Source organism: Celeribacter marinus (assembly GCF_965656515.1).
GTDB classification, from domain to species: domain Bacteria; phylum Pseudomonadota; class Alphaproteobacteria; order Rhodobacterales; family Rhodobacteraceae; genus Celeribacter; species Celeribacter marinus_D.
This window is the reverse complement of sequence record NZ_CBFHKW010000017.1, coordinates 1-15,033: the sequence shown is the minus strand read 5'-3', so window position 1 is coordinate 15,033 and position 15,033 is coordinate 1. Positions and strand designations below refer to the sequence as shown.

Genomic DNA, 15,033 nt, shown 5'->3' with positions numbered 1-15,033 from the left:
CAAAGACGGATAAGCCGTGACCACGCCCGCCCCCTGTGTGGTCTGGTTCAAGCGCGATTTGCGGGTGGCCGATCACGCGCCTCTTATGGCCGCGGTCAGATCAGGCGCGCCTGTTATTCCGCTCTATATTGTTGAGCCAGATTATTGGTCGCAACCCTTTGCCGCGCGCCGCCATTGGCATTTTATCCACGACTGTCTCGTCGATCTGGACCGCGAATTGTCCGCTATGGGTCAGCCCTTGGTGATCAAGATCGGCGATGCCTGCGAGGTGTTTGAGACCCTGCACGCCGAACACGGGATCACCGAAATTTACGCCCACGAGGAGACGGGAAATCTGTGGACGTTCCGGCGCGATATCGCGGTGCAAAACCTGTGTGCGCGCACGGGGATGACCCTGCACGAACACCCCTCCAACGGCGTTGTGCGCCGATTGCGCAGCCGCGACAGTTGGTCCAAAATTCGCAATACGCGAATGGCCGAGCCGATCGTGAAAAAGCCGCAAGACCTCACACCCTCACCAACGGTACAAACCGCGCCCCTGCCGTCAAAAAGCGACCCGATGTTTGGCGCATATGACAGTGGCAAGGTCCAGCGCGGCGGACGCGTGCAGGCGGTCGAGGATCTGCGCAGTTTCTTGACGGATCGCGCGCGCGGCTACCTCTATCACATCTCTGGACCGACCGCCTCGGATGTACATTGTTCACGGTTGTCAGCGCATTTGGCATGGGGCAGCCTGTCCGTGCGGGAAGTTCTTCAATCCATCTCAAAGCGGCGTGCACAACTGTCACCAAGTGAGGCAAAAACCTTTGGGCGTCACCTCACCGCCTTTGGATCGCGGCTCGCGTGGCGCTGCCACTTCGTGCAAAAAATCGAGGATCAGCCTGCAATCGAGACACATTGCATGCACCCCGCGTTTGAGGGTATGCGCGACAACGCGCACAACGAGGCCCATTACACCGCTTGGTCGACGGGTCAAACGGGCTTTCCCTTTGTCGATGCCTGTATGCGTAACTTGAATGCCGATGGGTGGATCACATTTCGAATGCGCGCCATGTTGGTCAGTTTCGCCAGTTATCAACTCTGGCTCGATTGGCGCATAACGGGGCATCATTTGGCACGGGTTTTCACCGACTACGAGCCTGGAATCCACTACAGCCAGCTGCAAATGCAATCCGGTGTGACGGGCATCAACGCGATGCGCGTCTACAACCCGATCAAGCAATCGATGGAACATGATCCTACGGGCGACTACATCCGCAAATGGGTGCCCGAATTACGCGCAGTGCCAAACGCATTCATCCATGAGCCGTGGACATGGAAACCCACACTAATTGACCCCACGGATTTTGTTCTAGAACGCGATTATATCGTGCCCATCGTTGATCACACCGAGGCCGCAAAGCGCGCCAAACAACGCATCACCGAAGTCCGCAAAGGCGATGCCTTTCGCGAGACCGCCCAAGCCGTCTTTCAAAAGCTAGGCAGCCGCAAAAAACGCCCGCCCCGAAAGCCAAAGAGCAAACCGGACAGCGACCAATTGAGCCTATTCTAGTGGCCGATGCCGCTAGGCGGGCGACATGATATGAATGGCGCGCTCGGCCAACATATCGTTGGTCGCGGCGCCATATTCCACCATGTGAGGGGCTACGGAATGCGCCTCAAGAGCGGCCAAACTGTCCCACTGCTCGATCACAACAAACGTGTCCGGCCCGTAGGGTGTTTGCATGGCCCCTGCCCCTGTGGCGTCGATTGTCGCCTCATAGGCGATGCACCCATCCTCGGCCAAAACAGCCGGAACATTGGCGTTGAAAATGCTCAAAACCTCGGCACGAAGACCCGGTTTTGTGGTGATAACGGCGAGAACATGAATGATCGACATCGTATAAATCCTGTTATGAGGCGCGGTGAGTGCTTTACGCTACCCAGTGGCGCGTGCGGCGGCAATGGCATATCCACCCTGCCCGCTTGCACCCTAAATGCGCCTGCCCGATCACGCGGACCGACGATCACGCATCGTAGTAGCCACCACCATAGCTCGAATACGCCCCGTAGGCTTCGCCGTATCCGTACTTCTTCATGCCCTTTGGGTCGACTTGTGACAACACCAAACCTGTCGGCTTCAAATTCACGGCCGCAAGCTCACGCAGGGCGGCGAGCAGTTGCACCTTCGTCGTGCTGTCCCATTTCACCGTATACATAATCGCGTCACAATGCTGACCGATCACGCGGGCGTCTGGCACCACAAGGACCGGCGGCGTGTCGATGATGATATAGTCGTAAGTATCACGCGCCAAACGCAGAAACGCGATGAATTTATCGGATGAGAACACATCGGCGGCGTTGATATGAGACACCTGCCCCATCAATACGTCTGCGCCAATCCGCTCGCTTTTGATCACCGCATCGTCAAGGGTGACTTCGCCCGAAATGACCGACAACAAACTGTGTTCACCCGCTTCGATGGAAAAGTATTCATCCAACGTACGGCGCCGAATATCGCCCTCGATCAGCAACACCTTTTTGCCCATGCCGCTGAGGTTTTGCACAAGGGAGATCGCTTGCGTGGTTTTGCCTTCGCCCGGAATGGTTGAGGTCGACATGATCACTTTGGGCGGGTTATCGACGTTCGACAACAAGATTGACGTGCGCATGTTGCGCACCGCCTCAACGGCGGGCGAGGTCGGTTTGTCTTTCAGATATTGGATAAGGTCCCCACGCGCGGCCACCGGAAAGAGCGGGATCTGTCCAATCACCTGAAGACCCGTTGCGGCCTGCAACACTTCGGCATTCCTAAATCCGTTCGCGCGCATCTCACGCAGCAAGACAAAACCAGACCCGCCCATGAGACCCAGAATGAGCGATAGGGCCGCAATCATGCTTGATCTGGGCGACACTTTTTTCCCGTCAATCGCTGTCGACAAAACACGGGCATCCGATTGCTGAATACCCTGCTGAATTGTCGTCTCTTTCAACCGCGTCAGGAAGGTGTCGTAGAGCACCGATGTGGTGTCTAACTCACGTTGCAACTGCTGAAGGTTGGCCAACATCGTGGCTTGCTCATCGACCCGCACTTCCATCGCTGCAATCGTCTCGTTGATCGCTGCGACCTGCGTGCGTGCGCGCGTCACATCCTTTTCGGCGCGATCCAGAAGTGACGCAACCCGCGCTTGAAACGGGCTATCAGGCGCCAGATTTTGGGCGCGCGAGGCCTGAGACGCCAAACGGCGCAATCCGGGATCTTGAGTAAAGGTCAGGATTGCGTCGATGTCGCCAGATGCCACAATCGCCTTCATCTCCACAAACTTTGCGGCGGCGCGCTCGGAATCGGTTTGCTCACCGATCAAACGTTCGCGCAAATCACGCACCTGTTGGTTCAGCGCCAACAACCCTTCGGCATTGATATAATCCGCCTCGGCTGTTTTGGCTTTGAGATCGTCATCACGATCCTGAAGCTCCGCCTCAAGCTCAACAACCCGTGCCGACAACCACGTCACCGCATCCTCGAGAGTTTCAAATTTCACGCGGATCTGGTCATCGAGATACAGCTGCGCAAGCGTATTTGCGATCTCGCGGGATTTTTGCGGGCTTTCAGTCGTGGCCGAAATCGAGATGATATAAGTGGAGCGCTGCAACGAGGTCGAAATCGTCGCGCGTAGCTTTTCCACGATAGCGTTTGTGATCTGTTGCGCCGTTGGTGCGTCATCATCGCCCCCGAGCAGTCCAGAGATCGAAAACATCGGCTTTGGTCGGATGGCGGCGTTAAATTCGGGGTCATTTGCCAAATCGAGCTTTGCAGACAACCGCTCTAACAGGTCGCGTGATTTGAGAACCTCGACTTCGGTATTGAGGGAATCACTCTCGGACGACACGCCCGATACCACGGACTCGATATCAATGACCGAGGCTCCGCTCTGCTTAATGGCGAGTGTGGTCGAGGATGTATAGGTCGGAACGGCCACAAACTTAGCGTAGGCAATACCGAGAAACGCGGCGAGCAATGCCGCCAAAATGATGATGACCTTGCCGCGTCAAAACGTGCCCAAGAGTTCCGCAAGGTCGATTTCGTCGTCAAAGTCTTTTGCCTGATCACTCAAATGCTTAACCCTTTAATACCGCAATTGACTGTAATCTCAGCCAAGGTTGGGGCGGTTGTATCAGGATGCCCGAAAACATCAATTCCCCCCTCAACCTAAAAACGCGCAATCTCATAGTTTGGCTTGCAAAAACGCAACATCTGCACCCGCAAATACCGCCGCACTTAGCACACCTGTGGCATAGGCACCTGTATCAATGCTCACCCGCCCCTGCTCGACCATGGGTTGATCAACAATCGTATGGCCGTGCACAACCCATTGCCCGTCCGTGCGGGGTTGCTTTCGAAACAGCGGATGCCCCCAGATCAACGGCTTTTCGCCCTGCCCCTCAATCGCTGCCTGTGGGTCCGCGCCCGCATGGATCGCGTATAAATTGCCAAACTGTGCATAGAGCGGGCGGTTGATCAGCCAATTGATGGTATGATCGCCCATGGCCACCGCCAACGCATCGCGCATTTTGGTCAGCTCGGTCTGCGTGCCCGACACGCCGTAACTCGCAACTGTTTGAAGCCCGCCATTGCGCATCCACCGCGCCCCGCGCTCTTCGGGATTATCTAGAAAATCGAGGCACATCCGCTCATGGTTGCCCATCAAACAGGTTGCGTCAGGCATATCCATCAGCATCTTGAGAACATCTGCGCTCTCCTCGCCGCGATCAATGAAATCGCCCACAAACAGCAAATGCGCCTCGGGATGCTGTGCGTTCACACGCTCAATCAGCTGACGGGTGAGGGTCGCACATCCGTGGATGTCCCCTATAACAGCAACGCAATCGGGCACAGACAACGGCGGGATATCGACCTCGACCACAGGCATCACAGGTGGCGTGCGACCAAAAATCCGCTTTAGAAATCCACCCATATCGAAACCCTACACAAACCCAATTCAGGCCACCGACCTACCAAAAGGGTCAAATGAGTCAAGAGTTGGCCGCGGTTATCTTAGTTCACCAGCTGCGGAATTCGGTCACGACTTGGCACGCTCGTCGCCGTCGACATACGCTTAAAATTGCGGACCAACAGGCGCTTGCTCCCAAAGTACATCAACGTGCTAAACCCAAGACATATAGGGATCATTGGCGCATTATCATAAAACAACACGGCCAAAACCGGCGGGGTCACAATCAGGGGCGCCATGCTCATGGTTGTCAAAGGGTTCGACCACCTCGTGGCCGTTTTGGCGGACAACCGCTGATCCCACAGACGTTTCACGATATGGTGAAAGTGCAGTTTGTCGGGCTGACCCAATGGCGCCCGTTTGGACAGGCGGCGCAAAATGGCGGCGATCATATCAATCGCGGGCCAGAACACGGCAAGCATCACGGCCCAGCTGTTAATGTCAGGATTGCGCGCGATCAACATGACACCCGCCCAGCTCAACACAAACCCGATCGTGTAGGCCCCTGCATCGCCAAGGAACAGTTTGCCAAACGGGAAGTTCAACACAAAGACGCCCGCGACCGCCGCGATAATCGCCGTGGCGATCGTAAACACCAACATGTCGCCAACGTTCAACGCGATCACCGCAATAGCAATGCTCCCCGCCAAAGCGATCGTTGAGGCAAGCCCGTTCATACCGTCCGTCAAATTGAACGCATGACACACAGCCGCCGTCACAAACATCGTTAGAAATGCCGCCACAACCGTGAACGAGAGTAAGGCGTTTACCCCCGGAAACACGTTGTGAGAAATAGTATAGCCGGACACGACAATCATAATGGCGCTGCTGAACATAGTCGCGATCAAGCGTCGACGCGGCGAGGCCGCAAATCCGGTGTCTTCGGCAAAGCCCGCAACAAAGATCGGAACCGCGCTCAACAAGAGAATCCCGAATTCGGCGGTGTAATTGCTAAACAAAACAGCCGCGATAAGCGCAGATAAAACCGCAAGCCCACCAATGCGGGGCGTGGGGTCGCTGTGCGCACTTTGAATTTCCAACCCTGCGTGGCCCTTGGAGGTTCGGTGCAAATGACCGTTACGGGTGGCCACGACAATAACGCTCCCCCACAAACTCACAACAAACGCGACCAAAAATAAATGAGGGATGCTTGATAGTAACAACATATCTTAGCCCTTCAAAAAAGGAAGTTATTCAACTCAAATACGATTCGCCCACTTAAAATATACGGGGCTACCCTGTGAAGGTTACCTTAAGTAACGGTTAACGTATAGACTTAAGTATCTGCCAAGTCTCCGCATCCGATGTGTAGGCCTTCACAATCTAGGGATAACCGATTCTAAGTACATTTTCTAGACTTATTGCAACGTGCCGACATACGGACGCGGCCACCCCACAAAAAACCCGCCTCTAAAAAAGAGGCGGGCTAAAATGTTCATCCAATCGCGTTATACAGGACCGCTCGTTACAATCCGCTCGCCGCCTGATTTAGCAAAAGCGGCAACGCCTGTTGTAGCGCCCGCGCCCACGTCGTGATCGGCTGCGCTTTCACAAAGATAATATCGTTTGGACGCATCTCCAAACGTGACGCCATCGTCAGATTCACGATATTGCGCGCATCAAGGTGATAGGCGACCACTTGGTTGGCGTCATTCGGGCGCAGCACATAGATTTGCGCAGGGTTGCCCGTATTGACCGACAATCCACCGGTCTCAAATAACACATCCGCAAGCGAGCTCGTATTTTCGAACGGGAGCGGAACACGCGCCTGTTTCGCCACTTCGCCCACCAGATAGACATAGTCGCGATCAACGGCATTCATCGCCAGACGCGCATCAAATAACTCGCGCCGTTCGGCCAACTCGGAGCGGCGCAAACTGATTTCCGCCTGCAACTCGGACAAGGCAGAGGTGCGCGCGCGCTGACGCAAATCCAACACGTTGATCTTTTGCTGATAGAACGCCTGCGCTTGCGTCAGATCATAAGCCGTGTCCACAAACACACTGTCGCCGTTCGTCAACACAACCTTCTGGAGGTTCTGATCGGCAAAATAATCCTCAAGCGGAATTTGATAGAGCGTGCCATCGCGGTAGATACGGATCGAGGCATATTCTCTATTGTCGATCTGGATGCCACCCGCCGCCGTGAGAGCCTCCGCCAGATACAGCGGCGACAATGTGATCGGCGCAAGAATGGATGACTTGACCGCGCCACCGATGCTCACCCGCTTGGAATTGAATTCGGCCACTTCGAGGCTAAACTCCGGGTCCAACTGATTTTGCACGAGACGCTGAAACACGCGATCCTCGGCCTCTTCGACCGTTAGTCCCGCGATGGCCACCGCCCCCACTTCGGGGATCGCAATCGCACCGTCATCGCGCACCGTATACCCCTGCCGTTGGCTTTGCGCCGCCAAGAGACCGCTGAGTTGTTCAACCGTGTTGCCCCCTGCCCGCGTGGCCAGAATCACAACGTCACCAATGCCGATTTGGTATGGCCCGTTTTGAACCTCAGGTGGCAACCGCAATGCCATCTCGTTGGGCGGTGTCAGGGTCGGAACCCGTGGCTCTGGCGGCAACGCCCCCAAACCGCGCACTGCGCCCCCTGCCCCGGCTGTTGCAAAAAACTCATCGGGCAACTGGCGCGGCGTATAAGAAGAGCGGTTTGCAACCGCAATTGCGTCTGGCGTGACCTCGACAACCGTCACATCAAGCGGTGTATCGTCGGCTTTCACCGTCTGCGCGGTATAGGTGACACCACACGAGCTAAGAAACAGCATGGCACACAATGCAACGGACAGACGGCTCAGGATCATAGTTATTTCCAAACTTTCGGACGTAGGTTTGCGCGGACCATAGACGCGAAACTTTGGCGCGACCACCGCCGATTTAGAGCGGCACAACCGAAGCGCGATTTCGTGTGGTACGAAGGACACGCAGGCCTAACCTGCCGTTCCATATTTGTAATAGCGCACAGGTGAGAACAAAACGTGAACAAATTTTCGCGAAAATCTCTTAGCACTTTTGATCCCGCCACACCCGACCTTCCCCGCGGGGAAGGTTACTCGATCTGGTCCAGCAAACTGCGCACCGCCGCCTCCAACTTGCGCCGGTCAATCGTCGAGAAATCTTTGTCCAATCGGATCTCTAACCGCCCTGCCCCAGCCGTACATTTTGCCTTGCCCTGCGGGCGCGCGATTTGGAACATGGTCTTTGCCTGCGCCGCGCTGACCTTACCCGCCGCCTTGGGCACAGCCGCAGTGTCAACATCATGCACGGCCTCGTCAACCACCCCACAATAGCGGCGCAGAAGATCAAGCTCCTCACGCACCGTTCGCGTGTCGTAAGGCCCAAGTTCGGCTCTAATCGCCGCCCCAACAGACTCTCCATCATCGAGCCGCGCCGCCAACGAAATACCCAAAGCGCGCGGTATATGGTGCGCATATTTTAGATCGTCGCCCAGCACTTTCATCACGCGGATAAAGACCCTGATGTAGCTGCGCTTTTGGTAGCCAGCAGACTGAAACAGGGTCGCAACCGCCTTATCAGGGTCGCTTTCAGCGGTCTGTGGGTCTGATGCATAATGAAGAGCAAGCTGCGCCATCTCGGCGAACGAGATGTCTTTGCGCACAAGGTTTTCATCCACCATGCGGCGGTACAAAACCTCAAGTGCATCCCCCGCCTCAGCCACGCCCGCCGGAATAGTCCCCCATGCAGCCGCATCACCGGTCTCGTCCAAAAGCTGGCGATAGGCACTCAGCCGTCGAAAGCCCTGAACCAACTCATAGCGGCCATCAGCGCGGGCCTCGACGCGGATCGGGTTTGATAGCCCTATTTCCTTAATCGATGCGACCAGTTCGGCCAGTTCAAAATCGTCACCCTTCGCGCGATCCCGAGTCAGTTTGTAGGTGTCAACGAGATCAAGAGCGATCATTTGCGTGACAAGGCCAAGCCCCTTAAGGCGAACATGCTCATGTGCAAGCGCGTCATTCTCGGCGCGAATTTTGGCGGCGATCTCTTCACGTTCGCGCAGACTACCGGCGTTTTCGGTGATGGCCGCGGCCATCGGCCCACGGCGCTTTGGCTCGGCGGGTGTCTCAACCTTCCCCGCGGGGAAGGTTTCAGGATCATCGCCCTCCGGCAAATCGATATCAAATATGCGGCGTTTTTTACTCATCGGTCGTCTCCAACTTGTCCCATGCCACGAGGGCGGTCTCCTTGAATTCCTCATAGGCCCGATCAAACGTGGCCCGCGCACGGCGCCATGTTTCGCGCGTCATATCACGGTAGTCGATCTCATAGACCGAACTGAGGAAGCGCCCTGATTGCTCAACCGCACGGGTCATCTCAATCGGGTGCTCGGCCATAGTGTCGCCAAACACCTTTCGAAAGGCTTCGAACATCGCACGGTGCAATTCATTATTCGGCTCATAACGGGTCATCAGGAATTTGATATCCGCAAAGACCTTTGGCAACTTGACCTTCCCCGCGGGGAAGGTTGATGGGTATCCGTCCGTCAAATCCCCCAAGGCCTCGGCCAACTGTCCAATGAACGACGTGGTGGAATCGTATTCCCAATAGCCTGGGCCAGACGGGACATAGAGCATGTCAGCCGCGAAGACCGCGTTCATGGACTGATACCCGATCGCGGGCGGGCAATCAAAAATCACAAGGTCATAGGCGTCCGCCGGAATCGCATCGAGGTAGCGCGACATCGCCGCAAAGAATGTCCACTCCGGATTGAGGTGGCGGTACTGCGCCGATGCAAACTCGACAAACGCAGCGTTGGCGCAGGATGGCACGATATCAATCGTCGACCATGCAGTCGTTTGAATGAAATCCGAGACACGCAATTCGTCCAGACCGAGATCGCGGATCGACGCAGGGATGCGCCGTTGGGGCAGGGTGGTCCCACTCGCGGCCCCCTGAGACGCTGCATTCATCCGGTCGGTTTCGCGGATCAAATCGCGCGCCATAATGCCCCAAACCGTGTGATCCTCAGAAACGTTGTTGAGGCCCATCGAATGGGACAGGGTCGCCTGCGGATCGAAATCCACACACAGCACACGGTAACCATCAAGCGCCGCTGCATGCGCGAAGTGCAGCGCAACGGTTGATTTTCCCGCACCGCCCTTAAAGTTCGCAATGGCCGCGCGAAACGCCCGCTTGCCCGCAGGACGTTTGGGCATCAGGGACTTGCGATTGATCTTCATCCGGCGGCGCAGCTCGTTGATCTCATCAAGAGAAAACCACCGCTGGCGACCGTCCTCCTCAACTTCCCCGCCGGGAAGGTCGGGCTCTGCGGCGAGCCGCCCACGGAAGGTCGATTGGTTTATATTGAATATCAGCTCGGACACTTCCCACGACGAAAACCGGCGCAACGTCTTTTCCATCTCGGGACTAAACGTCTGTTTGCGGATCCAGGATTGCATTTTGAGGGACTGGGTTTGGAGCTGCGCTAAATCTTCATGGGTATACATGGACGGTATTGCCTCACTTGCGGACGTAAAAATCATCTAAAAACTGAAATACGCCTAATTTGCAAAAAAGGCAAAAGAGAAGTTAAAGTAATTCATGGTCAACGAAACAGTCCCTGATTGCCTTTCGCGGACGATCCACGCGATTCGCATGAGATGTGCGTTTAGACCGTTTGAGCTACTGGGACGGATCAAAAACACATCGGTCATGGCACATGATATAGGGGGACACGAGGCGCGGTATCGCGATAGATAGGGTGACATAAGTCAGCGATAAGGTGTCAGCCACAATGTCCCCCAATACCATTAATACCAATATTTCTTTTGAAATTTAGATTTGAGAAAAACACGCTGAGCGGGGCTGGATGTGACTCCGGCCTTGACAGAATCGACCAACTGGACGCAAATGGCGAAGAACGGTCGGATAGCGTTGGATTGGTCCTCTGAATGAGATACACCCCAATCGTTTCCGACCTGTGAGTTAACGCCGAAGTGACGCAAACGACGTTACACGGTGAGGCAGTCGTGAGAACAAGACGATCAGTGGGAGCACGGATGTGCGCATGACCAAAGCGGTTGGGCAAAATGCCTCCGCGCTCAAATATGATATCCTAACGGTTCTGACAGCTTACGGGCTGTCACAAGATAAGCACGTCCAAAAGCGGGTGTTGCGGCTTATCTCTCTCATTACTGCGCGTTATAACTGGCAGCGCGATGAATTATGTGTGGGCCAGATTGAAATCGCACGGATGTGGTGTGTGGATCAACGCACGGTGAAACGCGAAATGGCAAAGTTCAGAGCTTTAGGCTGGCTCGTGGAAAAACGGGCAGGGGTGCGCGGTCGCGTAGCGGTTTACGGCATCGATGTTGCTGTCATTTTCGCGGATACAAAACCAACTTGGGCCAATGTCGGGTCTGATTTGGTTGAACGTTTATCTGGGCCGCAAGAGCCAAAACCTGTCGATAACATCGTTCCGTTTCACAAGGCCGAGATACCAGAATTCAGTACGGATGTCTGGGGGCAGATCCAAGCCGAGCTATACCGTATTGCACCGAGCACAATCGACAACTGGCTCAAAGACGCCAAAGTTGTTGATATGGGGCAGGGGGCGCTTACGCTTATTGTCCCGAGTAAATTTTACAAAGACTATATCGAGACAAATCTGATGACACGGATTGAGGGTGTCGCACGCAGAATAGACCCGAGTCTGGCCCGCGTGCGTATTGTTGTGTAAGCGCCTTAGCGTGTCTGAAACGGGATTTTGACGCCGAGATTGACAAATGTCGGGGCCATGCCCGTTCCGCTCAGCGTGCGGATTTGACCCACGCCGAGCGAAAGCGAGACGGCATCGCTCAGCGCGTAGTCGAGTTCGATGCGCGCACTGCCAATCAAGCCGCCGTTTGCATTGACGCTGCCGCCACCTGCGGCGCCGATATGACCCTCAACCGCGATAGACCATGCGGGCGACAGTGCCATTTGATATCCCAATCCGACCAAGCCAATTGCGTAGCCGCCCGCATCGCCAGACACGACCGTTTGCGCGTTGCCTGTGACGTAGAGGGCGTCAGTGAGCATCATATCGACGGAGCTTTCTTGCAAGATGGGGGAGGCGGTGCGCCCTGATCCTGCTTTTCGAAAAGTGTCATTGGGGATTTGGTAGGTGAAGCCTGATTGAAATTGCCACGCTTGCGGGTGGCGGTTTGTGTCGGGTCCATCGCCAAAGGTCCGCGTGATGCGTGCGCTGGCATATGTGCCTGAAAACGCACCATCGGGCGCTATGGTTTGACCTAAGGCCAGTTCAATAGCATGACGATCGTCAATTGACACCGCGCCGCCAAGCCCCGCCATGACCAAAAGTCCGCCCCCCGTGTCGACATCGCCGCCACCACCAAAGCCCAAGGCGGCATCGGCAAACAGATCGACGGGGCCAAGGGACCATCGTTGACGCAGGCCGGCGGAGAGTTGCATGTAGCCCTCACCCCCCTTGGCCGCACCGTCAGCGGCGACAAAGACCTCGCGTCCAGATCCTTCGCCAAAGAACGTAACTTCGGCACCTGCGAGGGCCAAAGTGGGTTGCGCGGACCCTGAACGGGTTGTGCTATCATCGGCGGAAATGACGGTGGCGCGCGGTGTGACGGCGCGCAAAACGGGACGGGCAGGGGCGTCTGGCGTGGGCGCGCCAAACGAATATGCAATGCCCGCGCTAATGACGGTGCCGCCAACATCCGAGTCCTTTACCGCGAGATGGCTCACGCCAAGTTCGGCGCGAAAGGCATCGGTGAGCGCATAGGATAATCCCGCGCCCAGACGCGTCATGAGGCCATCGCCGTACACAACGCTGGCCCCGCCACCTCCGCCTAAAAATGCCGTCCCGACAACGGAAAGCCGGTCAGATAGTGCGCGCTCATATGCGGCCTCATATCCCCAGAAAAATGCGCCCCCACCATCGCCGGTTGCGGCGGAGTACACCGCTTGGCCAAATGACAGGTTGGGGGTGAGCGCCTTGCCCACGTAGACATAGTTGAGCGTCTCGATTGTGGTTTGCGGATCTTGGATCACGGCGATGCCGGTTTTGACATCAAGGGCCTGTGCGGCTGGCGCGGCAAGAAGACCGAGGCACGCAAGAGCGGTGGTTCGGGTCAAGTGATCAGTCCATGCCATGTGCATCAGGTCTCCGTTCGGTGTGGGTGTTGTCTTTCGTTATGCAAAGCCCGTGCAATGGTGCGCAATAGCAAACTTTTGCGTGTTGCCACAAAAAGGGCGCGCGCAGTTGCCCGCACACGCCCTAAATTTGATGTCTTACTATGCACGAGAATGTGCGCGATGTGCCTTATTGGATAGCTTGGTCTTTGGCGGAGTTTTCCGCAACTTTGATGCCGAGCGTCTGAATGTTGTTGAACGACTGAAGGTGTGTATAGCAAAGTTCCAACTCGTCGTTGTTGAACATCTCGGTCAACACATCAGGTTCAATGGCTTTGAGCTTCGCGCGATCAATGCGGAAGAAACCGGAGAGGCGACGCGGTTGGCTATCATCGCCTGTAAAGTTGGCAACGGCAGGCTCCAACAGGCCAAGGTCCAGCAGACGATCACAGAACATTTTGGTGCGCAAATACTGATGTTGATACTGCGCGGCAAAGTTCAGTTCGTTTTCGAGGTACTTGCTGCGCATGCCTTCGCTGTCGAACAGGCGCTCCCCTTTGCCATCCGTGTTGACGCCCTCAAAGCTGTCGTCGATGCACAGCGTGAGTTGATCAGAGTCCGGGTTTTGCGCAAAGACGAACGGGTAGCGGCGCAAGAATGCGGGAACGTAACGGCCTGTCCACGCGCCGTTTGCATCGATGTATTCGTTGCGATCATTCTCGACGCCAAGCAGGACAGCGGGGAAAACGGCCTTGTCCGTACCGGCGAAAACCACCACGCAATCGGCGGCGGCGGCAAGGAATTCAGCGGCCACAATCGGCACGGAGTTCACATCACGTGAAAACTCATAAGTGCCTGACATCTTTACTGAAACATCTTTGTGAGTATCAGCGTTAACGGGGGTCGCGTTGTCGTAAATCAAGAGCTGCTTGGCCATTATATTTTCCTTTTGGTGTCGGTATTTTTCTAAGTTGGTAGAAGCTGCGTCATGCAATGTCCAGAACTCAAAAGGGGAGTTTGGTGCGCCTGAATACACGCTTGGGGTGTCTGATTGTGCGTATACTTGTGCGCCCGTGGGTCGTGTTTTGCGCGGATAATGGCCTGCGTTTTGAGGGGGGCGCCTGTACGGGTTTGTGGGGGAAGTATGCACACCTCAACCCTAATAGGCGTTTTTACTCTTTTGACGCAAACGGCTGTGGATGGGCCGGTGTCAAAAAATGGGACAGGCTCCTGAAAACTTAACCAAAACTTAACGAGGACATTACATTAATTGCCCATACTTTAGTTTATAAAGGGACTCTAATGAATTGGTGGATGCGAGGATCTTGGCCAGTTACTGTTTTGAAGAAGACGCCTTTTGGCCTATGGTTGTATCGTTAGTTGGTTTTTCGCCCCCGTTTTTGGTTAATTTTATACCGCCTTTTCGAGTGCACTGCCGCGCTCTGGGATCAGAAAGTACGAATGTCTAACTTTAAAAATAAGGGCGATCAGCCCGAGCATGCCGCTGCCGATAATACGCACACAGACAGTGTTCCAGGCTTTGGTCTAGAGACGCTCGAACAGCGGATTTTGCTGTCGGGTGACCTGCCTTTGGCGGGGTCGGATGCGAGTGGGTCGGGTCAGCCTGACGCGGTTGATGTGGTTTTGGATGTGACGGGTGAGGCTGTGCCAGACGCGCCATCCGTTGTGGCCGAGCCGAACCTCGCGCTTGTGAGCGGGGCGGGAACACGCGCGCTCTCGCCTGATCACCTCGCGGATGCGCCGTTGACGGTTGAGGCGGGTGTCACATTGACGGGACGGGGGGCAACGGGGCAGACGTTGACCAACACCGGAACCGTGGCGCCGGGCAATTCACCGGGTATTCTCAACGTCACCGGATACACCCAAGGGGCGGGTGCGACACTGGTGACTGAGATTGGCGGAAC

At 55.7% G+C, this 15,033-nt stretch carries 12 protein-coding genes; 3 read left to right on the top strand and 9 right to left on the bottom strand.

What is annotated here, in order from left to right:
• The first annotated feature begins 16 nt into the window (after positions 1–16).
• The gene (locus ACTG34_RS05870; RefSeq protein ID WP_439104048.1) at positions 17–1,552 is read left to right on the top strand and encodes an FAD-binding domain-containing protein; all 1,536 of its coding nucleotides are present in this window, start codon (positions 17–19) and stop codon (positions 1,550–1,552) included.
• Between the two features lie 12 nt (positions 1,553–1,564).
• Here ACTG34_RS05870 and ACTG34_RS05865 read toward each other — a convergent pair whose 3' ends face one another.
• The 7 genes from ACTG34_RS05865 to ACTG34_RS05835 form a co-directional block, all read right to left on the bottom strand.
• The gene (locus ACTG34_RS05865; protein WP_439104047.1) at positions 1,565–1,879 is read right to left on the bottom strand and encodes a putative quinol monooxygenase; all 315 of its coding nucleotides are present in this window, start codon (positions 1,877–1,879) and stop codon (positions 1,565–1,567) included.
• Positions 1,880–2,006: 127 nt separating this feature from the next.
• Positions 2,007–4,016, bottom strand: a complete 2,010-nt coding sequence (locus ACTG34_RS05860) for a GumC family protein (RefSeq protein WP_439104062.1) — start codon at positions 4,014–4,016, stop codon at positions 2,007–2,009.
• A 189-nt stretch (positions 4,017–4,205) separates the two neighbouring features.
• A complete protein-coding gene (locus ACTG34_RS05855; protein WP_439104046.1) occupies positions 4,206–4,955 on the bottom strand; it encodes a metallophosphoesterase in 750 nt (249 codons plus the stop codon).
• Between the two features lie 80 nt (positions 4,956–5,035).
• Complete coding sequence (locus ACTG34_RS05850; protein WP_439104045.1) at positions 5,036–6,082, bottom strand: MraY family glycosyltransferase; 1,047 nt, start codon at positions 6,080–6,082, stop codon at positions 5,036–5,038.
• Between the two features lie 374 nt (positions 6,083–6,456).
• Positions 6,457–7,926 (bottom strand): polysaccharide biosynthesis/export family protein, encoded by a 1,470-nt coding sequence (locus tag ACTG34_RS05845; RefSeq protein WP_439104044.1) that lies wholly within the window; start codon positions 7,924–7,926, stop codon positions 6,457–6,459.
• A gap of 125 nt (positions 7,927–8,051) precedes the next feature.
• Positions 8,052–9,167 carry a ParB/RepB/Spo0J family partition protein gene (locus tag ACTG34_RS05840; RefSeq protein WP_439104043.1) on the bottom strand — a complete coding sequence of 372 codons (1,116 nt, stop codon included), beginning with the start codon at positions 9,165–9,167 and terminating at the stop codon, positions 8,052–8,054.
• The gene (locus ACTG34_RS05835; RefSeq protein WP_342844448.1) at positions 9,160–10,470 is read right to left on the bottom strand and encodes an AAA family ATPase; all 1,311 of its coding nucleotides are present in this window, start codon (positions 10,468–10,470) and stop codon (positions 9,160–9,162) included. The genes ACTG34_RS05840 and ACTG34_RS05835 overlap by 8 nt, the downstream gene beginning before the upstream one ends.
• 560 nt (positions 10,471–11,030) lie before the next feature.
• Between ACTG34_RS05835 and ACTG34_RS05830 the strand changes: the two genes are divergently transcribed.
• Positions 11,031–11,702: a DnaA N-terminal domain-containing protein gene (locus ACTG34_RS05830; RefSeq protein ID WP_439104042.1), complete on the top strand. Its 672-nt coding sequence runs from the start codon at positions 11,031–11,033 to the stop codon at positions 11,700–11,702.
• Positions 11,703–11,707: 5 nt separating this feature from the next.
• On the opposite strand, the gene ACTG34_RS05825 is transcribed toward ACTG34_RS05830, so the two are convergent.
• The gene (locus tag ACTG34_RS05825) at positions 11,708–13,129 is read right to left on the bottom strand and encodes a hypothetical protein (protein WP_439104041.1); all 1,422 of its coding nucleotides are present in this window, start codon (positions 13,127–13,129) and stop codon (positions 11,708–11,710) included.
• A 169-nt stretch (positions 13,130–13,298) separates the two neighbouring features.
• Positions 13,299–14,045: a SapC family protein gene (locus tag ACTG34_RS05820; RefSeq protein ID WP_439104040.1), complete on the bottom strand. Its 747-nt coding sequence runs from the start codon at positions 14,043–14,045 to the stop codon at positions 13,299–13,301.
• 524 nt (positions 14,046–14,569) lie between these two features.
• On the opposite strand from ACTG34_RS05820, the gene ACTG34_RS05815 reads away from it, so the two are divergent.
• Positions 14,570–15,033: LEPR-XLL domain-containing protein (locus ACTG34_RS05815; protein WP_439104039.1), on the top strand; the 464-nt coding region annotated here is incomplete at its 3' end.

Coding starts and splice junctions, on each gene's coding strand:
- ACTG34_RS05865 (WP_439104047.1), bottom strand. CDS start 1,879: ATGTCGATCATTCATGTTCTCGCCGTTATCACCACAAAACCGGGTCTT.
- ACTG34_RS05855 (WP_439104046.1), bottom strand. CDS start 4,955: ATGGGTGGATTTCTAAAGCGGATTTTTGGTCGCACGCCACCTGTGATG.
- ACTG34_RS05840 (WP_439104043.1), bottom strand. CDS start 9,167: ATGAGTAAAAAACGCCGCATATTTGATATCGATTTGCCGGAGGGCGAT.
- ACTG34_RS05835 (WP_342844448.1), bottom strand. CDS start 10,470: ATGTATACCCATGAAGATTTAGCGCAGCTCCAAACCCAGTCCCTCAAA.
- ACTG34_RS05830 (WP_439104042.1), top strand. CDS start 11,031: ATGACCAAAGCGGTTGGGCAAAATGCCTCCGCGCTCAAATATGATATC.
- ACTG34_RS05825 (WP_439104041.1), bottom strand. CDS start 13,129: ATGGCATGGACTGATCACTTGACCCGAACCACCGCTCTTGCGTGCCTC.
- ACTG34_RS05820 (WP_439104040.1), bottom strand. CDS start 14,045: ATGGCCAAGCAGCTCTTGATTTACGACAACGCGACCCCCGTTAACGCT.